Raw genomic sequence first — 20241 nt, forward strand, 5'->3', positions numbered from 1 at the left:
ACAGAGTGTATTTAGGCTTTTTATTGAACAAAATTTAACGGCTTAGTAATAATTAGGTACACTCATGGCATAATAAATAATAAGAGTGTGCCATGGATGATTTTATTGGGTTAATAGTGATAGTCATGCTGATTATTGCAACCGGTGCTTTGTGTGGATTAATTGCATTAATACAAGTAAACGGATTAAAGCAAGAAGTTGCAGTATTGAGGGCTAAAGTAACTAAATTACAAGCCTCTAAAGCAGCGTCATTTAATAATGTACAGAGTGAAGTAAAAGCCCCTGACTTTAAACCTCATGCCACTACTATAAATACCGAGCCAACTTTAGCCGTGCAAAGCGCTCCCATTGGCGCGGCAAAACAAAAGCCTGTAGCGCCTAAAAAAGCTAAACCAGCCACGCCTTCATTTATTTCCACATTGTTTGAAACATTACGCACAGGCTTTGAGCAAAACTGGATGACGTGGATAGGTGCAATAGCACTTGCCTTTGGTGGCATATTTTTAGCTAAGTATAGTTTAGAGGCAGGGCTTTTATCACCCGTAATGAGGCTTAGTTTAGGAGGCTTATTTGGTCTTGGCTTAATTAGTGTTGCAGGTTACTTACATTATAAACGTATTGTTTTTGAAGGCTTTAACAATTACATACCTGCAGCACTTGCCAGTGGTGGTTTTATTACCTGCTTTGCGTTAACGCTTTTAGCTTACAGTAGCTATCAAATGCTTAGCCCAACAACCGCGTTTATCTTGTTAGCTATTATTGCCATAAGTGCGAGTGTGATGGCATTAACACTTGGCCCATTGCTGGCAGTGCTCGGAATTATTGGTGCTTACAGTGTGCCTATTTGGGTTAATACCGGCAGTAATAATGTATTTGCGTTATTTATGTATGTGGGCTTTGTTAGTTTGTCTGCCTCGTTGGTTGCTCAAAAAGTGCAGCGAGCTTGGCTTTGGTACTTATTATGGGCAGGGCACATTGGTTGGTATTTAGTCGGTTTTATTATTATGCAGATAAAAAGCGACACACCATGGCTGTTTGGTACTTTTGCGTTACTCAGTATTATAGGGCTGATTGTCATACCGCGTTTGGGCTTTAAATTAAGAAACATTGAACATCGTCCGCACTCTTTAAAACGCCTTGTAAAAGTATTACCCGATCACCTCTTATTATTGGCTTTTATAGTCCCGTTAATTTTTACCATGTGTATAAGCTACTACAATTTAGAATGGCAAACCATTGGTGTTTTAAGCATTGGATTGTTGTTATTTTTAGTACTCAAAAATAGTCGCTGGGATTTATGGCAAGGGCTATCTCTTGTTATTGCTACGCTAATGGTTATAAGTGCAGAGCAAATAAGTTCTTTATCTGCTTTTTTTGATGATGGATTATTTATATTTAAAAGCGAATACGGCCTAGGGTTATTGCTTGGTTTTGGTTTTATGGCCTACGGGCTTTATTTTGGTAAAAAACAGATAAAACGATTAGCCTTTCATATTAGTGCGGCGTTTAGCGTTTTTGTAATGATAAGTACCTTGTATGTACTCATTCCAAATAGCGCATTAAGTACTGCTTACCCTTTTTGGGCTTTTGTATTATTTGTTGTAGCGGCTATTTTAATTAAGTGTGCGCAGCATAATACAACGCTATTTCAGCGCTTTACTTATTGGGTAGGGGCAAATGCTAATATTACCTTAGCTATCACCATGCTATTAAGCGACAGCGGTTTAACCATAGCATTAGCAATTCAAGTATTGTTAATTAGTGTGCTTATAAAACGTTTTAATGTGCCTATGCCACATTGGCCAATTAAGGCGTTAGTGGCTGCGTTATTACTTCGTTTAACGCTCGCGCCATGGACACCAAGTTACGAAGCGCTTACATTATTTGGCTTGCACTGGAGCGTTATTGTATATCCGCTGTGTACTGCATTATTTTTTGCCGCCGCTAAATGCTATAAAACATCACAATCACAAGTGTGGTTAGAAGGGGCCGCTCTTCATTGTTTTGCGTTATTTATTACTACCGAAACCAGTTACCAGCTAGTAGGGCATTACCCACAATTTGACTCGCTTAGTTTTTATGAGCAAGCATTACTTACGTGTAATTGGCTTGCGCTGGGCTGTGTTTATTTGCATCGCGCACGTGTTGCGGGGAGCTTAGCAAAACTGTATCAAATTGCAGGGTGTGTATTAGCAGGCGGGGCGGGTTTTATTTCAGTTAAAACACTACTCGACGATAACCCGTTATTAACCTCTATTTATATTGGTGAACTCCCTGTACTAAATTGGCTGTTTTTGCTTTGGTTAGTACCTGCTGGCTTAACGGTTTGGTTATATTCACTTATAAAACCTATAAACGCTAAGGTAGCGCCGTTTGTACTGGGTGTGGCAGGTTTACTTGGCTTAATTGCTATTAATAGTTTTATTCGCCAATACTGGCAAGGGCCTTATATTTATCTATCAAAAGGGGCCACTAATGAAGAGCTGTATAGCTACTCTATTATTTGGCTAATACTAGGCGCCGGTACGGTTATATTAGGGCACCTTAAAAACCAGTTACTCATTCAAAAAATAGGCTTAGGGTTACTTGCAGCGGTAATTGTAAAAGTGTTTTTAATTGATATGGCTAATTTAACTGGGCTGTTAAAAGCGTTGTCGTTTATTGGTTTAGGGCTCTCTTTAGTGGGGTTGAGTTGGTTATTTCAAAAGCTTAGAAGCCGCTCAAAAGTTATATAATATTGATATTTTATAAAGCAAAGCCCAGTAATTATACTGGGCTTTTTACTTACTCGGCTTAGCAAAATCTGAGTAATACCAATCCGCAATAATACTTAATCATTTTCAGGGGCTAAACGTGTCGCTATCTGCGTTAAAAAATTCTCATTTAGAACAACTAAATAGCGAATTTTTTGCCTTGCTATCAACACGTTTATCCGCCCTCAAAATAGATCACTTAATTATGCGGATTGGTATAGCTAATAAAATTAAGTACTGTGATTAAGTAGTGCTTTTAACTTTCCTGGTTTAATAGGTTTACTTAAGTAATGAATATTAGCCGCTTTGGTTTCTTGTTTTAGCTCGGTGTCGCGCACTGCGGTAATTAAAATAGCCGGAATATCGCCTTGCCATATTTCTCTAAGCGTTTTAATTAAAGTGATGCCATCGCACTCATTGCCTAACTGGTAGTCCATTAAAATAACATCGGGTGCGCTATGTGCTTTAGCATGCGACATTACACTTTCTACATTATCGAACAGGGTATAATTGGCTTGCCACTTTTTAAGTAAACTTGCCATGGCTGCTAGGTTTTCTGGATCGTCGTCAACGGCAATAATATTTATTGCTGTGCGGTTTTCTATTAGGTTACTCGCTGCACTTTTTTGCTGTACAAACTGGGCGTCGCCGTAAGGTACGTCAATACTAAAGCGGCTTCCTTTATTTGGTACAGAATGCACGCTTAGCGGCAAGCTAAGCAGGTCGGCCATACGCTTTACTACCCCAAGGCCTAGCCCAACACCTTTGTTATCGCCCGACTCGACACGGTAAAAATCATTAAATATTTTGGCTTGTTCAACGTCGCTAATACCAGGCCCTGTATCCCAAACTTCAATCCGTAAGCTGTGTTTTCGGTTTCTACATGCAACTAATACACGGCCCGAATCTGTATATTTAACAGCATTAGACACTAAGTTTTGGATAATTCGGCGAAGGTAGGTAATGTCGCTATGTACAACTTGCGCCTTAGATCGCACGGTGAGCTTAAGGCCTTTATCGCTTGATAAAATAGCGTACTCACTTTTTAGCGGCGCTAAAATGTCTTCAATGTAAAAGTGGCGCGGTGTGGGGGTCATTGCGCCTTGTTCTAGTTTGGCTATTTCAAGCAAGGCTGACATTAAATGTACAGTTGAATCGAGGCTGTCGCCAAGCTTGTTAAAGTTATTAGCATTAGTGGCATCAAGCTGTTTTTCGTCAATGGCAGCAAGGTATAAACGTGCAGCATTAAGCGGTTGTAAAATATCGTGGCTAGCGAGTGCTAAAAAACGTGTTTTACTGTCGTTTGCTTGTTCGGCCTCTTTTTTTGCTAAAGTGAGTGCTTCCTCCGTTTGTACTCGGCTATCTATTTGCGCTTGTAAGTCTTTATTTATTGTTTGTACTTCTTGGGTTCGGGCCTCAATACGGTTTTCTAGATCCATATTGATTTCTTCAAGCGCATTTTGCGTGCTTATGTGAGTTGTGATATCGGAAAAGCTCGTTACAAACCCGCCATCAGGTAGCGGATTACCTATCATCTCAAACACTTGGCCATTACGGCGATGACGAATAAAGTGATGAGAGCTGCCGTTTTTTAAATGCTGCACACGTTTTTCTATTTGGCGTTCTATTTCGCCAGGCCCACATTCACCGCGTTTAGCGTTATACCTAATAATATCTTCTATAGGTTGGCCAACTTCTAAAAAACCCTCAGGGTAGTTAAACATGGCACTGTAGCGCTTATTCCATGCCACGAGCTTTAAGTTTTTATCAACAACCGAAATTCCATGGCTTAAGTTTTCTAAAGAGGTAAATAATAGGTTTTGGTTAAATTGCAGCGCTTGTGTGGTTTCATCAAAAAAGTTAACAACCTCTTCAAATGCCATACGTTTTCCCGACGATACCGTATGAATAAGGGCTTGTGCAGATGACGCACCTAAAACACCGGTTAACGCGCGCTCGCAATAGGCAATAAATTCGGGCTCTGGGTGGGCGTTGTTGTCGTTTAAATGATGTGCAAGTGCATAATGTGCCAAAATCTGTTGGCTGCGTTGTATGCCCAAAAAGGTTTGCAGTAATATTTTAAAGTCGTAAACCGTGGCTTTAACATTTTTGTTTAAGCGGCGCGATAAAATGGCCTGATCTTTTGGGTTTACAAATGCTGCGGCCTGAATTTTGTCAATAAGACGCTCTTCAGCTCCCAATGAAAAGCTAATGTAGCAGCCAATATTTGCAAATAATGCTATTAGTGTTCCTCGGGTTATTAATGTTTGCTGTAGTTCACTATTTAACGTATTACCGGCGTCTAAAATGGGGAGCATTAAAAACAGCACCCAGCAAGTTATACCGGCTAAAAGGCCTGCATACACGCCATAGGCATGGCCTTTTCGCCAGTATAACCCCCCCACTATTGAGGGCAATAATTGAGTAACCAACGAAAAGGCAACTAAGCCCATACTGGCCAGTGCGCTGCTATGGCCAAACCATTGCTGATAAAAGTAAGCCAAAATTAAAATACCGGCAATGGTAAAGCGCCTAACTAATAAAATTTGTGCTTTATAGCTGGTGGTAATTAAATTTCGCTTAAACTTTCGGCGCAGTATTAATGGCAGTACAACATCGTTAGAGATCATGGTACTTAGGGTCAGTGTTGCAACCACAATCATGGCCGTTGCAGCCGATAAGCCACCAATAAATACAAAGGTCGTTAAAAAGGCGTTGTCGTTAATTAATGGCAGTGCCAGTACAAAGCTATCTGGGGAATAGCCAATACCAATGCTTGGGTGAATAGCGGCAGTGGCTATAGGTAAAATCATTGCTGCGGTTAGCAATAAATAAAGCGGAAACGCCCAGCGAGCGGTGTTTAAATGGCGCTTATTTTGGTTGTCGACCACGGTTACATGAAATTGGCGTGGTAAACAAATAATAGCCGCCGCTGCCATGAGCGATTGGCCAATAAAGTTAAAACTAAAAAAGTTAAAGTTGCTCCAGTGCGACCAAGTAGATTCAGTCAACTGGGCCGATGTAGCCTCGGGTAGATTAAACAACGTATAAATTGCTAGCCCTGCCACAGCCATTAATGCAAAAAGTTTGATTAAAGATTCGAATGCAACAGCGAGCATTAACCCAGAGCGATATTCGGTTACGTCTACTTTGCGGGTGCCAAAAAATATTGCAAATAATGCCATGATGAGTGTGGCAGAAAGTGCCAGCATATCGCCTGATATTTTATTGCTGTTTTGCAATAGCAAAAAGCTAGTGCTTAGCGCTTTAAGTTGTAACGCAATGTAGGGGATCGTTGCCAGCAGGGCAATAAGAGTAACCATAATAGCGGTGGTTTGGCGTTTGCCATACCGCGCTGAAATGAAGTCAGCAATGGTGGTAATGTTTTGTTTTTTACTAACCAAAACGAGTTTACGCAAAAATCCTTGCCCGAAAAAAAACAATAAGGCCGGTCCTAGTAAAATAGGTAAGTAGCTCCAACTGCTGGTGGCCGCGGTACCTACTGAGCCGTAATAGGTCCAAGAGGTACAGTAAATACCAATTGCAAACGAATACACAAAAGGGTGATGACTAATACGCTTTGCCAAAGGCGTAGTTTTATCACCCCAGTTAGCGAGCCAAAACAGTACCCCTATATACCCTAACGCAACAATTATCAGAACGGCAGTCATGTTGTTATTAACCCTTATTATTTTTAAATGCCCCTCAACCCAAGAGGCCATTACACAATACCAGAACTGAGCTTAAGTGTGAGGGCTGATTTTATATTGTTTAATAAAACTTAAATTTATCTTACTGAATAATAACAATAAAAAATAAAGTCGGCCGCGTATTAGACTAATGTCGCATTTATGAGTTGCTCGGTAACTAGGCAACAAACATAGCAGGTGCTATGAACGTAACATGCTGATATTAAATAAAAATAACAGCTTTCATAAAGAAGGTTAAATACAGTTTACGTAAACGTTAATTAGCTGTTACGACTATGGTCTCAATTCAATATGTGAGCTGCGTTGCTAAATTGATTAGCGAAGATAAAAAACCACCCATCGCGATACTGCGGTGCTTAAAGGGGAAAATAAAAATGGCTTTTAAAGACGAAGAACAAGCAAAAGCTTATTGGGCAGAAAACATTTCACTACTGTTTAAACTACTAGCAGTGTGGTTTGTGGTCTCATTTGGCTTTGGCATATTACTGGTTGATGTACTTAATGAAGTACGTTTTTTTGGGTTTAAACTTGGCTTCTGGTTCTCCCAGCAAGGCGCGATTTACACCTTTGTTGCTTTGATTTTTGTGTACGTTTTCAAAATGAATACGTTAGATAAAAAATACGGCGTAGACGAATAGGAGCTAAGCAATGGATGTTCAAACACTCACATTTATAATCGTCGGTTTAAGCTTTGCGCTTTATATCGGCATTGCAATTTGGGCCCGTGCGGGTTCAACTAACGAATTTTACGTAGCGGGCGGCGGCGTGCCTCCACTTGCTAATGGTATGGCAACCGCAGCCGACTGGATGAGCGCCGCGTCATTTATTTCTATGGCAGGCATTATTTCGTTCGCAGGGTATGATGGCGGCGTTTACTTAATGGGGTGGACAGGCGGCTATGTATTGCTCGCTATGTGTTTAGCGCCTTACTTACGTAAATTTGGCAAATTCACGGTGCCTGACTTTATTGGTGACCGTTACTACTCGCGCACAGCACGTTTAGTCGCAATTTTATGTGCCATATTCATTTGTTTTACTTACATTGCAGGGCAAATGCGCGGCGTAGGCGTTGTGTTTTCTCGCTTTTTAGAAGTAGAAATTGAAACCGGTGTTTACATTGGCATGGTGATTGTATTCTTCTATGCGGTTCTTGGCGGCATGAAGGGCATTACCTACACGCAAGTAGCGCAGTATTGTGTACTTGTATTTGCCTACCTTGTACCGGCTATTTTTATCTCGATGATGATGACAGGTCACTTTTTCCCACAAACAGGCTTTGGTGCCACATTGAGTGACGGTTCGGGTATGTATGTGCTTGATAAGCTTGATGGGTTAAGCGCAGAACTTGGCTTTGCACAATACACCGAAGGCTCTAAAAGCATGATTGATGTATTTGCCATTACAGGTGCATTAATGGTCGGTACTGCAGGTTTACCACATGTAATTGTTCGCTTTTTCACTGTACCACGTGTTAAAGATACGCGTATTTCAGCAGCATGGACGTTAGTATTTATTGCTATTGTTTATACTACCGCACCAGCGGTTGCTTCGTTTGCACGTGTAAACATGATTGACACAATCAATGGTAAAGACGGCAGCGGTACAGCGTACGCAGAAGCACCAGCGTGGATCAAAAACTGGGAACGTACAGGCCTAATCACGTTTAATGATAAAAATGGTGACGGCAAAATGTTCTACACAGCAGGTAAAATAGAAGATCCAAATAGCGCAAATGAAGTAAAAGTAGACCGCGATATTATGGTATTGGCTAATCCTGAGATAGCTAATTTACCAGCGTGGGTTGTTGCACTTGTAGCCGCAGGGGGGATTGCTGCAGCACTGTCGACAACAGCGGGTTTACTACTGGTTATTTCGACTTCTGTTTCGCACGATTTACTCAAACGTACTCTGAAACCCGATATAAGTGATAAACAAGAGCTACTGGCCGCACGATTAGCCGCGATGATTGCCATTGTTATATCTGCTTACTTTGGTATTAATCCGCCTGGCTTTGTAGCGTCGGTGGTGGCCTTTGCCTTTGGTTTAGCCGCGGCGAGTTTCTTCCCGGCTATAATTATGGGGATATTCTCTAAAACAATGAACAGAGAAGGCGCAATTGCTGGCATGGTAACGGGTATTGGCTTTACCGCCGCGTATATTATCTTCTTTAAATTTGTGAGCCCAGAGCTTAACAGCCCTGAGAACTGGTTCTTAGGTATTTCGCCAGAAGGCATAGGCTTAGTTGGTATGGTTATTAACTTTGTTGTTGCTGCCGTAGTACTTAAATTTACTCAACCAACACCTGTTGAGATACAAGAAATGGTAGAAGGTATTCGTAATCCTAAAGGATCGGCAGAAGCGCACGCGCATTAAGCCAACTTATATGTAAAGTACCAAAAGCCCGACTTTAGTCGGGCTTTTTATTTGTATAAATAATGAGTACATTGGTGCTGTGTATACTTTTTAGTGAGTGTAACAATGAGTGTAGAACAACAAGAAGTGGCCCAATATGTTTATCTTCAGGCGCCATTTAGTATGCTTGATAGCAGTGCTTGCGACTATTTTGTAAATCATCTCGATGTTATTTATTTAACGCGAGAAAATCAGGCGCAGTGGCTGCAAAGTGAACACCCAAAGCTATTTTTAATTCGTTCAGGCCTTTACGATTTAGTTGATGCAAAAGGCAATGTGGTGACGCGTTTAGCGCAAGGTGATTATTTTGGTTTTCCTTCGCTTTTAACTGGCGAGGCCATTCAAAATAAATTGGCAGTTCAAAAAGAGGGCATAGTGTATATGCTCAACCAAGAACACTTTGATTTTTTACGCCGAGAGTACAAACCGTTTGAGCAATATTTTGTAAGAGCTCACGCAAATCGTTTACTCTCATCACATTATAAAAGTAAAAACGACAGTTGGTCAGAGCGCAGAATATCTGAACTCATGACCCGCACAGCCATTACACTTTCGCCCGATGCGAGTATTCGCCAAAGCGCTAAAAAAATGAAAGAGCACGGTGTATCGTCAATCATGGTTATTCAACATGCCCATTTAGTTGGCGTGGTCACAGACCGCGATTTGCGTAATCGTGTGCTTGCCGACGATGTAGACCCACAAGATGCAGTTAGTGGCATAATGACCACAAATCCTAAATTTATATTTGAAAACAACCGTGTTTTTTCTGCACTGCATTTAATGCTCAAATATAATATTCACCACTTGCCAGTGCTTGATGAAAGCCATAATCCTATAGGTATGCTTACTAGCACTGATTTACTGCGCCAACAAAAAAGTGACCCTGTGCAACTCATTGGCCGCATTTATAAAGCGCATAACGTGACCGATTTAAAACGTTACGCAAAAGAAGTACCCGATTTACTTAAGAGCTTTTCTCATAATATCGACGATATTTCACTTATTGGTAAACTACTAAGTGGATTAACCGATGCGCTAACATCGCGCTTGATCAGGTTATTTCAAGAAGATCATGGTGCAGCGCCAACCAGTTTTAGCTTTATATGTTTTGGTTCACAGGCACGAGAAGAGCAAACGCTGCACTCGGATCAAGATAACGGCCTACTGCTTCCCAACGATTTAACCCAAGAACAACATGCTTATTTTAAAAAAATGGGAGAGTTTGTTTGTGAGCATTTAGTTGAATGCGGTATTAGGCGTTGCCCTGGTAACATTATGGCAAGTAGTGATTTATGCCGCATGAGCGTAAACGATTGGTCGGAGCGTTTTTTTAAATGGATAAAAAGCCCAACTCCCGAAGCCATGCTTAACTGTAAAATATTTTTTGATTTACGTTTTATAGAAGGATCAAATTCGTTATACACCGCATTTTGTGAGCAATTAGTGCGTATATCGCGAAACGATTTATTTTATGCTGCCATGGCGACCGATATAAATAACAACAGCGTGCCTATAGGGCTGTTTAACAAGTTTAAAACACAAAAAGATGACAACAACCATAAATACATAGACTTGAAAAAACGCGGTGTGGTGATTATTAACGACATTGTGCGTTTATACGCATTAAAAGCCGGTATCAAACGTGCTAACACTCAAGAGCGCCTAGAAGCATTATTAAAGTATAACCTCATCAATAAAGACGATATTTACAACTTAAAAGACTGTTGGCGTTTTTTAACCCAACTGCGCTTAAGTACACAAATAAATGAAGAAGGGCTCCCAAGTAACTGCATAAACCCTAACAAGTTAAACTCATTAGAGCGTCATCAGCTTAAAGAGGCTTTTTATCTGGTAAAACAAGCACAGCAAGGCGCGGCGTTTAAATTTGCGCGAGGCAGTTTGTGAGGCTCACATGGTAAAAACGCTACTTACGCGGTATATAAAACGCCGTCAACTACTGGCACAAAATGCATTATCGCAGCGCTATTTAGTGATTGATTTAGAGCTCACGGGGCTTGACCCAAAACAGCACGAAATAGTGTCGGTTGCATGGGTTGTGATTGATAATCAATGTATAAAAATGAGTGAGTCGCAGCATTTTATTAATAAAGACGTAAAAAGCCTAGAACAAAGCCCTATTTTTCATGGCATTAGTAACGAGGCCATTGCTAATGGGCGTAGCTTAAACAGTATTTTAAAAAGCTTAAGCGCCCATTTTAACGATTGTATTTTAGTGTTCCATAATGCAGCTCTTGATTGGGGGTTTTTAAAAGTTGCTTTAAAACAAGCCAATATAACCACCCGCCCTAAACTAATACTCGATACCCTCCACATAGAAAAAAAGCGGCTACTTAACCAATCAACTGAAATAAAACAAGACGATTTAACCCTAAACGCATGCCGCACTCGCTATGAGTTACCAAGCTATCATTGCCATCATGCGCTTACCGATGCACAAGCGACAGCTGAGCTGCTTTTAGCCCAATGTCATCAAATAAGTTGTGGTAAAAAGCTAAAAGTAGGTGAGCTGACGTAGGTTGGCTGAAGGCGGGGGGATGCCGCGCGAGATAAACTCCCGCTTACAATAAAGAGCAGTTTACTTTTATAGTTATTAGTATGACTATAGGTACAGTTATATCGTCATTATTTAACTGATTACTCCAAGTTACTCCAAGGAACGAATATGAAACTTATTATTACTATTTTTCTACTCTTTTCACCACTTATCACTTTTGCTAATTCAAGCGTGCCTGCTAATCGTCATATTGCAATGCAGGGCACTGCAGAGGTATTAGCAAAGCCCGATATGGCTCAAGTTTCTTTTGAAGTAATAAGCTTTAAAGACAAATCACTTGATGCTAAACGTGATGTTGATAACCGAGTGAATTTGTTACTTAAAGGGTTAAGCAAGTATGGTGTTAAGGAGACTGATGTTTTTGCTTCGAGCCTGTTAACTCATAATGATGACGATATGTTTAATGTTGAGAGTGGTACAGCAATTAATGCAGGGTATGTAGCAACAAGAACACTTAAAGTAACATTAAGAGATATTGAAAAAGTGAACGATTTTATCGATTTTGCACTAAGTGTAAAAATTAATGAAGTGACGAATATTGAGCTTATGTCTTCAAAAGCTGCGCAATTAGAAGCTGAAGCAACACAAGGCGCAATAGAAAACGCTATAGTTAAAGCAAGCGAACTTGCTAAAGCATTTGGGGCAGAACTTGGACAAATTTACAGTATTAATTCAAATTTTAACCGTTCAAGTTATGGTTATGGCGCAGATAGTTTTGAGCGAATAGTTGTGACCGGCTCTAAAGTTACTAGAAATCCATTCGAGCAAGGTAGATACCTGCAAGAAACGATTACATTTAAATCATCTATAAACGTGGTGTTTGATTTAGAGATAAAATAACAATTAGGGTAGGAGGCATTAGAGTAATGGAATTAAATTATTTTTATATTGGGTTTGGTGTCATTGTATTACTGAACGTCATCGTTAGTGTTCTTCTGATAAAGCGCGATGATTTAGAGGTGTTTCAAAAAGTAGTGCAAGTAATATTGGTTTGGTTAATTCCGTTTTTTGCTGCGGTTGGCTTATGGTTATTTTATCGCTCACAGGATAAGCCCAAAAGTCCGCCTAAAAGCTTTGGTGGAGGAACATCTTCTGGTACGAGCACATACAACGGCAGCGGGCTATGAACAAGTTTTAATGTGAGTGATAGGGGGTTATTTTAAACGTTAATTTAAAGTTTCTGATCGCCCCCTCTTATAATCAGGCGCAAGGTCGATTACAATACAACCATCTAAAAGGCACATAGCCTTTATCTGCACGCTAAAAGAGTGGATTTTATATTTCATGGCAATCAAACTTGCAATTAATGGTTTTGGTCGTATTGGTCGAAATATTGTCCGCGCGTTATACGAGTCAGGTTTGAGCAACGAGATTAAAATTGTTGCGATTAACGAACTTGCTGACCCTGAAGCTATTGCTCATTTATTAAAATACGACACGTCCCACGGTCGTTTTTCTTTTCCTGTAAAACTTGGTGAAGACACCATTAGTGTGGCAGGCGATACCATTGCACTTTTTTGTGAAGAAAACCCAGTAGAGTTACCTTGGCAAACCCTTGATGTAGACGTTGTACTTGAATGTACCGGTGTTTATCACTCGCGTGAGCATGCACAATTACACATTACCGCTGGTGCTAAAAAGGTGTTGTTTTCGCATCCGGCTGATAACGACGTAGATGCCACTATTGTTTACGGCATAAACGACGATGAGCTTAAAAGCGAGCACACTATTGTATCTAACGGCTCGTGTACTACTAACTGTGTAGTGCCAGTTATAAAGGTTTTAGATGATGCGTTTGGTATTGAGTCGGGTGCTATTACTACCATTCACGCGTCGATGAACGATCAACAAGTGATTGACGCGTACCATCATGATTTACGCCGTACCCGTGCTGCGAGTCAGTCTATTATTCCGGTAGATACAAAACTTGCGCGTGGTATAGACCGCATATTACCTAAATTTGAAGGCCGCTTTGAAGCCATTGCTGTGCGTGTACCAACAATTAATGTTACGGCGATGGATTTAAGTGTAACGGTTAACGCCGATGTTGATTTAAATGCAGTAAATAATGCACTCAAAGCACAAGCGAAAGACCGCTTAGAAGGTATTTTAAGTTACACCGAAGAGCCGCTTGTATCGGTTGATTTTAATCACGATCCACATTCTTGTATTATTGATGGCACACAGACACGTGTTAGTCACAAACGGCTGATAAAGTTACTTGTTTGGTGTGATAACGAGTGGGGATTTGCAAACCGTATGCTCGACACCGCGCGTGCGATGGTTGCTGTAAGCCACTAATTTTATATTTAGTATAATAATTTAAAACGTATTTTTCAGGTTCAGTATCGTTAACTAAGGAGATATTCATGTCGGTCATAAAAATGGCAGATTTAGATTTAAACGGCAAACGCGTATTAATTCGTGAAGATTTAAATGTACCAGTTAAAGCAGGTAAAGTGACGTCAGATGCGCGTATTCGCGCTGCACTACCTACTATTAAATTAGCGCTTGAGAAAGGTGCTAAAGTAATGGTTATGTCACACCTAGGCCGTCCTACGGAAGGGGAATACGATGAAGAATACTCGCTTGCCCCTGTAGCTGACTATTTAAACGATGCCTTAGAGCAAACAGTACGTCTTGAAAAAGACTACTTAAATGGCGTAGATGTAGCTGATAACGAAGTGGTTGTATTTGAAAACGTGCGCTTTAACAAAGGCGAGAAGAAAAACGACGAAACGTTATCAAAACAACTTGCAGCATTATGTGATGTATACGTAATGGATGCCTTTGGTACAGCTCACCGCGCACAAGCCTCTACTCATGGCGTTGGCTTATTTGCAGATGTAGCCTGTGCAGGCCCATTACTATCGGCTGAACTTGAAGCACTAGGCAAAGCACTTGATAACCCTGCTCGCCCATTAGTGGCTATTGTTGGTGGTTCAAAAGTTTCAACTAAACTAACAGTATTAGACTCGCTTTCTAAAATTGTAGATCAGCTAGTAACAGGCGGCGGGATTGCTAATACGTTTATTGCAGCTGCAGGCAACCCGGTAGGTAAATCACTTTTTGAAGCTGATTTAATGGATGAAGCAAATCGTCTATGTGCAGCAGCTAAAGCAAACGATGGTGAAATTCCAGTTCCTACCGATGTAGTTGTAGGTAATGAGTTTTCAGAGTCAGCAGTTGCTACGCTTAAAGATGTAAGCGAAGTAACTAGTGACGATATGATTTTTGATATTGGCCCAGATACTGCCAGCCAACTTGCTAAAATTATTGCAAATGCTGGCACGGTGGTATGGAATGGTCCTGTAGGTGTATTTGAGTTCGATCAGTTTGGTAACGGCACACGTGCTATTGCTCAAGCAATTGCTAACTCAAACGCATTTTCAATTGCGGGTGGCGGTGATACCTTAGCTGCAATTGATAAATACGGCATTGCCGATAAAGTTTCTTACATTTCTACCGGTGGTGGTGCGTTCTTAGAGTTTTTAGAAGGCAAAAAACTTCCAGCAGTGGAAATGCTAGAGTCGCGTGCTAAATAAATTTATTTAGCCGTGTAAGGTGAGGGGAAACCCTCGCCGACAATTAGTTATTAAATACCTCTCACCCTAATTTAATAACTGATTTTGACGTAATTTTACTGCTGAGCAGTGATTTTTCGTGGTGTTATTCAAACGCCAAACTAACACATCCGTTCAAACTAGATGGCAGTGAAATGCTATCGATAAATTGGAGAATACCCAATGGCTTTAATCAGTATGCGACAACTTTTAGATCATGCAGCTGAGCATGGTTACGGCGTCCCCGCTTTTAACGTGAATAACCAAGAGCAAATGCGCGCAATAATGGAAGCGGCTGACAAAACAAACAGCCCAGTAATCGTTCAAGGATCAGCGGGCGCACGTGCTTACGCCGGTGCACCATTTATTCGCCATATGATTTTAGCAGCTGTTGAAGAGTGGCCACATATCCCCGTGGTAATGCATCAAGATCACGGCACCTCACCGGGTGTTTGTCAGCGTTCAATCCAACTTGGTTTTTCATCAGTAATGATGGATGGCTCGTTAATGAGTGATGGTAAAACGCCTTCAAGCTATGAATACAACGTTGAAGTTACTCGCGAAACCGTTGCTATGGCACATGCCTGTGGCGTATCGGTTGAGGGCGAGTTAGGTGTATTAGGTTCACTTGAAACAGGTGAAGCCGGTGAAGAAGATGGTGTTGGCGCAGAGGGTAAATTAACGACCGACCAAATGCTAACTGACCCTGAAGAAGCAGCAGACTTTGTAAATAAAACCCATGTTGATGCCCTTGCTATTGCATGTGGTACATCGCACGGGGCTTACAAATTTACACGCCCACCAACGGACGATATTTTAGCAATTGATCGTATTAAAGCGATTCACGCTCGAATTCCAAACACGCATTTAGTAATGCATGGATCGTCGTCTGTACCACAAGAATGGTTAGAGATCATAAACCAGTACGGTGGCGAGATTCCTGAAACCTACGGTGTGCCAGTTGAGCAAATTGTTGAAGGTATTAAGCACGGTGTTCGTAAGGTAAATATTGATACCGATTTACGTTTAGCGTCTACAGGTGCTATTCGTCGTCATTTAGCGCTTAACCCATCTAACTTTGATCCACGTAAATATCTAGCAGAAGCCACAAAAGCGATGACAGAGATTTGTGTTGCGCGTTACAACTCGTTTGGAACGGCAGGGCAGGCAGGTAAAATTAAACCAATTTCTCTAGATGACATGCATCTTAAGTACTTAAGCGGCGAGTTAGCACCACAGATCAAATAATCGATCGATTAAACTCATCAATATTTAAAGGCCAGTAATAGTATTACTGGCTTTTTTATTACCAGCCCATAGCAGATCATTCAATTACCAACTGTGTTATTAGGGATCACTCATTTACTAACACAGGCTTTTTTGGATCATTACTTTACTAAGTTAATTAAATTTTTCGTTTTATTTAGCATTAAAAGTAATCAGATCTTTTTTAATTTGCACAAACAATCAACAGCTTAACTTTTTGAGTAGGTAGAGCGTTGATCTCAAAATTGATCACCTTGGTAAAAATCTGATCTTTGAAGTTAAGCTTAGTAAAATCAAGATCTATTCAAATCTGAGTAATTGCAAACATAGGCAGACTTAGTAAAGTAATGATCTCAGTATTCGATCATATTAAAAAGTTAGTTTTGCAAAGTGCTAACACGAGGGTTTATCTAGTTTTTTGTTACCTACATAGATGTAGGTAAGTGGCGTGAGCAGGACGCGGAAGCTTTACCTAGTTTACCTATTCTTATATGTATGTAAGCCACTAGAATAACGCAGAAGCAGTTATCGGGCCCACTAGATTACAAACCTCGCGCCGCGATTAAATAGCCCTAGTTCGAACGAATTTTAATGCGCAAAGAACAACAGACCCTAATAACGTTAATCAATTTTAAAATATATAAATTTGTGACAGGAATGAGGTTTTTATTATTAATTTGGCTTTTTTTTACCCCGATTTTAATTTACACGTTACACTTTCATAAAAATGTAATACTTAGTCATAATAATGAAAACTTATTCGATAGCTTAAGAGATAAATTGGAATGTCACGTAAAGTACTAGTCGTAGACGACGAAGCGCCTATCAGAGAGATGCTTGTTTTTGTATTAGAGCAAAATGGATTTCAGGCAATTGAAGCTGAAGATTATGATTCTGCTATTGCTGCAATGGTTGAGCCTTACCCCGATATGGTATTGCTTGATTGGATGTTGCCTGGCGGAAGCGGTATTCAAATTGCTAAAAAGTTTAAGCAAAACGAGCACACGCGCCAAATACCTATTATTATGCTTACAGCCCGCGGCGAAGAAGAAGATAAAGTACGTGGCTTAGAAGTAGGCGCTGACGATTACGTGACTAAACCGTTTTCGCCAAAAGAATTAATGGCGCGTATTAAAGCGGTTATTCGCCGTGTGTCACCAACGTCTTTAGAAGAAGCTATTGAAGTGCATGGCTTGCGTTTAGACCCAATTTCTCACCGTGTTACCTCTGAAGGTAATGAGCTTGATATGGGGCCAACAGAATTCAGGCTCCTTCACTTTTTTATGACTCATCCTGAACGGGTTTACAGCCGTGAACAATTGTTAGATCATGTGTGGGGAACCAATGTGTATGTTGAAGATCGTACTGTTGATGTTCACATTCGTCGTTTACGCAAAGCAATTGGCCCATTAGGACACGATCGTCTGGTTCAAACCGTTCGTGGTGCAGGGTATCGTTTTTCAAGTAAACTATAACCTACTTCATCACCAGCTTAGTTTTATACGTGTATGACTACTCTAAGGTAAAGTGAGTGTATGTATCGAGTTGTTAATAAACAGGCGTTAATTAAACGCCTGTTTATCTATTTTTTGCCCTTATTATTAATTGGTGTGCTTGTTGGCGCACCTTTTTTGCTTTTATTTTTAGGCTCTTTTTCACTTCTTGTTTGGCATTATCATCAATTATACCGTTTGAGCGATTGGCTTTTAAATCAGCGCAGTTTCAACCCGCCTGAAGGAGAAGGGGCATGGGAGCAGGTGTTTGAAGGTATTTACCATCTGCAACACCGTAACCGTAAAAAACGAAATGAACTGGCCGATTTAATTAGGCGATTTCGTGATGGGGCCGAAGCGGTACCCGATGCCGTTATTGTGCTTCAAAATGATTTAAGCATTGTGTGGTGTAATCAACTGGCGCTTAAAGTGTTAGGACTTCAGTGGCCAACCGATCATGGACAACGTCTTGATAACTTAATACGCGAACCTAAGTTTGCAAAATATATGCACAAGGGGAATTTTGACGAAGCACTAGAGCTTGATAACGGTCATGCTATTGAACAAGTACTTGAGTTTAGGGTAATGCCTTATGCAACCACACAGCTAATGGTTGTGGTGCGCGACGTAACCCGTTTAAAGCAGCTTGAACAAATGCGTAAAGACTTTGTTGCCAATGTGTCGCATGAGTTGCGTACGCCGCTTACGGTGGTTACAGGCTATCTAGAAATGATGGACAGCGATAACTTACCGCCCCCAGCAATGTGGAATAAAGCACAAACGACGATGCTTGAGCAGTGTAAACGCATGGATAGCTTGGTAAGCCAGTTATTATCTCTTTCCCGCATAGAAGGCTCACGCCGACAAGATAACGATAAAGCCATTAATGTGCCCCAGTTACTGGGTTATATTCAAACTGAGGCTCAGTCAATTAACCAAGATAAAGGTCACGAATTAATATTTGATATAGATAGCACACTAGACATTAAAGGCTCTGAAGATGAACTACGCAGTGCGTTTTCTAACCTAGTATTTAATGCTATTCATTACACTAAACCAGGTGGGAAAATACAAGTTAGTTGGCTTCGTAAAAATAATATGGCTTGTTTTACTGTTATTGATAACGGTGATGGTATTGCTGCAGAGCATATTAACCGACTTACTGAGCGCTTTTATCGTGTTGATAAAGCACGAAGCAGAACCACCGGTGGCTCAGGTTTAGGGTTGGCAATTACAAAACATGTATTAACACGACACGATAGTAAATTAAATATTACGAGTGAAGTGGGTAAAGGCTCTTGTTTTTCTTTCTATTTTTCAACAGATAAGATTGTTGATTTGATAAATAAACAACAAGATCCAGTAAAGTCATAAAAGTGTCATTTAAGAGTCATATCATTGTCATGTACTCGCTTTAGAGTGAGCAGCAGTTAGAAAATGGGACGAACAAATCGGAGAACCCACATGAAATTTAAAAACTTAGTTGCCGCAATGGGTGTGGCTGTTACAACTTTCGTATCTGCTCAAGCAGTGGCTTTAGATCAAGACATTCCTGAGTATCAAAAAATCAGCGGCGTATCAGGCAACTTTTCATCAGTAGGTTCTGACACTTTAGCTAACATGATGACTTTTTGGGCTGAAGAGTACAAACGTATTTACCCAAATGTAAACATTCAAATTCAAGCGGCAGGTTCTTCTACAGCACCTCCAGCATTAACCGAAGGTACAGCTAACCTAGGTCCAATGAGCCGTGCAATGAAATCAAAAGAAATCGAAGCGTTTGAAAAACGTTACGGTTACAAACCAACGGCAGTTCGCGTAGCTATTGATGCACTTGCTGTTTACGTACATAAAGATAACCCAATTGAAGGTCTTCGTATTGACCAAGTTGATGCTATTTTCTCATCAACTCGTAAATGTGGTGCGCCAGAGCAAGTTAACCGTTGGAGCGATGTGGGCCTTGAAGGTAGCTGGGCAGCTCGTGATATTCAATTATACGGACGTAACTCTGTATCGGGCACTTACGGTTACTTTAAGAAAAAAGCACTGTGTAAAGGTGACTTCCGCAACAATGTAAACGAGCAACCGGGTTCTGCGTCTGTAGTACAATCAATTTCGTCTTCATTAAATGCAATTGGTTACTCAGGTATTGGTTACAAAACGTCAGGTGTACGTACAGTTCCATTATCTAAAAAAGGTACTAACTTTGTTGATGCAACACTTGATAACGTTGCGCAAGGCAAATACCCACTTTCTCGCTTTTTATACGTATATGTTAATAAGCACCCAAATAAAGCCTTGTCTCCAATGGAAGCTGAATTCTTAAAAATGATTCTTTCAAAAGACGGTCAACAAATTGTAGAAAAAGACGGTTATGTGCCTCTTTCTGCAAAGTTAGTTGAAGTAGAGCTTAAAAAGCTAGGTTTAAAATAATAAATCCAAGCAATAAAAAAACCGCTCATTGAGCGG

14 protein-coding genes are annotated in these 20241 nt (G+C 40.6%); 13 read left to right on the forward strand and 1 reads right to left on the reverse strand.

The window, feature by feature from the left end:
• Positions 1–92: 92 nt before the first annotated feature.
• Positions 93–2735 carry a DUF2339 domain-containing protein gene (locus tag KZZ04_RS00905; protein WP_219421451.1) on the forward strand — a complete coding sequence of 881 codons (2643 nt, stop codon included), beginning with the start codon at positions 93–95 and terminating at the stop codon, positions 2733–2735.
• A 248-nt stretch (positions 2736–2983) separates the two neighbouring features.
• On the opposite strand, the gene KZZ04_RS00910 is transcribed toward KZZ04_RS00905, so the two are convergent.
• On the reverse strand, positions 2984–6424 hold the full coding sequence (locus KZZ04_RS00910) for a PAS-domain containing protein (RefSeq protein ID WP_219421453.1): 3441 nt from the start codon (positions 6422–6424) through the stop codon (positions 2984–2986).
• Positions 6425–6837: 413 nt separating this feature from the next.
• Between KZZ04_RS00910 and KZZ04_RS00915 the strand changes: the two genes are divergently transcribed.
• The 12 genes from KZZ04_RS00915 to KZZ04_RS00970 all read left to right on the forward strand — a co-directional run bounded on the left by KZZ04_RS00915 (position 6838) and on the right by KZZ04_RS00970 (position 20205).
• Positions 6838–7101 carry a DUF4212 domain-containing protein gene (locus tag KZZ04_RS00915; protein WP_004586074.1) on the forward strand — a complete coding sequence of 88 codons (264 nt, stop codon included), beginning with the start codon at positions 6838–6840 and terminating at the stop codon, positions 7099–7101.
• A 10-nt stretch (positions 7102–7111) separates the two neighbouring features.
• Positions 7112–8836 carry a sodium:solute symporter family protein gene (locus tag KZZ04_RS00920; RefSeq protein WP_219421455.1) on the forward strand — a complete coding sequence of 575 codons (1725 nt, stop codon included), beginning with the start codon at positions 7112–7114 and terminating at the stop codon, positions 8834–8836.
• Between the two features lie 105 nt (positions 8837–8941).
• On the forward strand, positions 8942–10780 hold the full coding sequence (locus tag KZZ04_RS00925; RefSeq protein WP_219421457.1) for a DUF294 nucleotidyltransferase-like domain-containing protein: 1839 nt from the start codon (positions 8942–8944) through the stop codon (positions 10778–10780).
• A 7-nt stretch (positions 10781–10787) separates the two neighbouring features.
• A complete protein-coding gene (locus KZZ04_RS00930) occupies positions 10788–11411 on the forward strand; it encodes a 3'-5' exonuclease (RefSeq protein WP_219421459.1) in 624 nt (207 codons plus the stop codon).
• Between the two features lie 147 nt (positions 11412–11558).
• Positions 11559–12290: an SIMPL domain-containing protein gene (locus KZZ04_RS00935; protein WP_219421461.1), complete on the forward strand. Its 732-nt coding sequence runs from the start codon at positions 11559–11561 to the stop codon at positions 12288–12290.
• Between the two features lie 26 nt (positions 12291–12316).
• Positions 12317–12577, forward strand: coding sequence for a hypothetical protein (locus KZZ04_RS00940; protein WP_058403104.1), 261 nt, complete (start codon positions 12317–12319; stop codon positions 12575–12577).
• A gap of 157 nt (positions 12578–12734) precedes the next feature.
• Complete coding sequence (gene epd, locus KZZ04_RS00945; RefSeq protein ID WP_058550807.1) at positions 12735–13751, forward strand: erythrose-4-phosphate dehydrogenase; 1017 nt, start codon at positions 12735–12737, stop codon at positions 13749–13751.
• Positions 13752–13819: 68 nt separating this feature from the next.
• Positions 13820–14995 (forward strand): phosphoglycerate kinase, encoded by a 1176-nt coding sequence (locus tag KZZ04_RS00950; RefSeq protein WP_058403102.1) that lies wholly within the window; start codon positions 13820–13822, stop codon positions 14993–14995.
• Positions 14996–15196: 201 nt separating this feature from the next.
• Positions 15197–16261 carry a class II fructose-bisphosphate aldolase gene (fba, locus tag KZZ04_RS00955; RefSeq protein WP_058403101.1) on the forward strand — a complete coding sequence of 355 codons (1065 nt, stop codon included), beginning with the start codon at positions 15197–15199 and terminating at the stop codon, positions 16259–16261.
• An 803-nt stretch (positions 16262–17064) separates the two neighbouring features.
• The gene (gene phoB, locus KZZ04_RS00960) at positions 17065–17754 is read left to right on the forward strand and encodes a phosphate regulon transcriptional regulator PhoB (protein WP_006791869.1); all 690 of its coding nucleotides are present in this window, start codon (positions 17065–17067) and stop codon (positions 17752–17754) included.
• Between the two features lie 60 nt (positions 17755–17814).
• Positions 17815–19146 carry a phosphate regulon sensor histidine kinase PhoR gene (gene phoR, locus KZZ04_RS00965; RefSeq protein WP_058403100.1) on the forward strand — a complete coding sequence of 444 codons (1332 nt, stop codon included), beginning with the start codon at positions 17815–17817 and terminating at the stop codon, positions 19144–19146.
• A gap of 90 nt (positions 19147–19236) precedes the next feature.
• Positions 19237–20205, forward strand: a complete 969-nt coding sequence (locus KZZ04_RS00970) for a PstS family phosphate ABC transporter substrate-binding protein (protein ID WP_058403099.1) — start codon at positions 19237–19239, stop codon at positions 20203–20205.
• Positions 20206–20241 lie beyond the last annotated feature (36 nt).

This window comes from Pseudoalteromonas sp. CR1, from assembly GCF_019392235.1.
Lineage (GTDB): Bacteria > Pseudomonadota > Gammaproteobacteria > Enterobacterales > Alteromonadaceae > Pseudoalteromonas.

Bases quoted from the DNA above. Each gene is read 5' to 3' on its own strand.
- KZZ04_RS00920 (WP_219421455.1), top strand. From the start codon at position 7,112: ATGGATGTTCAAACACTCACATTTATAATCGTCGGTTTAAGCTTTGCG.
- KZZ04_RS00925 (WP_219421457.1), top strand. From the start codon at position 8,942: ATGAGTGTAGAACAACAAGAAGTGGCCCAATATGTTTATCTTCAGGCG.
- phoB (WP_006791869.1), top strand. From the start codon at position 17,065: ATGTCACGTAAAGTACTAGTCGTAGACGACGAAGCGCCTATCAGAGAG.
- fba (WP_058403101.1), top strand. From the start codon at position 15,197: ATGGCTTTAATCAGTATGCGACAACTTTTAGATCATGCAGCTGAGCAT.
- epd (WP_058550807.1), top strand. From the start codon at position 12,735: ATGGCAATCAAACTTGCAATTAATGGTTTTGGTCGTATTGGTCGAAAT.
- KZZ04_RS00915 (WP_004586074.1), top strand. From the start codon at position 6,838: ATGGCTTTTAAAGACGAAGAACAAGCAAAAGCTTATTGGGCAGAAAAC.
- KZZ04_RS00935 (WP_219421461.1), top strand. From the start codon at position 11,559: ATGAAACTTATTATTACTATTTTTCTACTCTTTTCACCACTTATCACT.
- KZZ04_RS00950 (WP_058403102.1), top strand. From the start codon at position 13,820: ATGTCGGTCATAAAAATGGCAGATTTAGATTTAAACGGCAAACGCGTA.
- KZZ04_RS00905 (WP_219421451.1), top strand. From the start codon at position 93: ATGGATGATTTTATTGGGTTAATAGTGATAGTCATGCTGATTATTGCA.
- KZZ04_RS00910 (WP_219421453.1), bottom strand. From the start codon at position 6,424: ATGACTGCCGTTCTGATAATTGTTGCGTTAGGGTATATAGGGGTACTG.
- phoR (WP_058403100.1), top strand. From the start codon at position 17,815: ATGTATCGAGTTGTTAATAAACAGGCGTTAATTAAACGCCTGTTTATC.
- KZZ04_RS00930 (WP_219421459.1), top strand. From the start codon at position 10,788: ATGGTAAAAACGCTACTTACGCGGTATATAAAACGCCGTCAACTACTG.
- KZZ04_RS00940 (WP_058403104.1), top strand. From the start codon at position 12,317: ATGGAATTAAATTATTTTTATATTGGGTTTGGTGTCATTGTATTACTG.
- KZZ04_RS00970 (WP_058403099.1), top strand. From the start codon at position 19,237: ATGAAATTTAAAAACTTAGTTGCCGCAATGGGTGTGGCTGTTACAACT.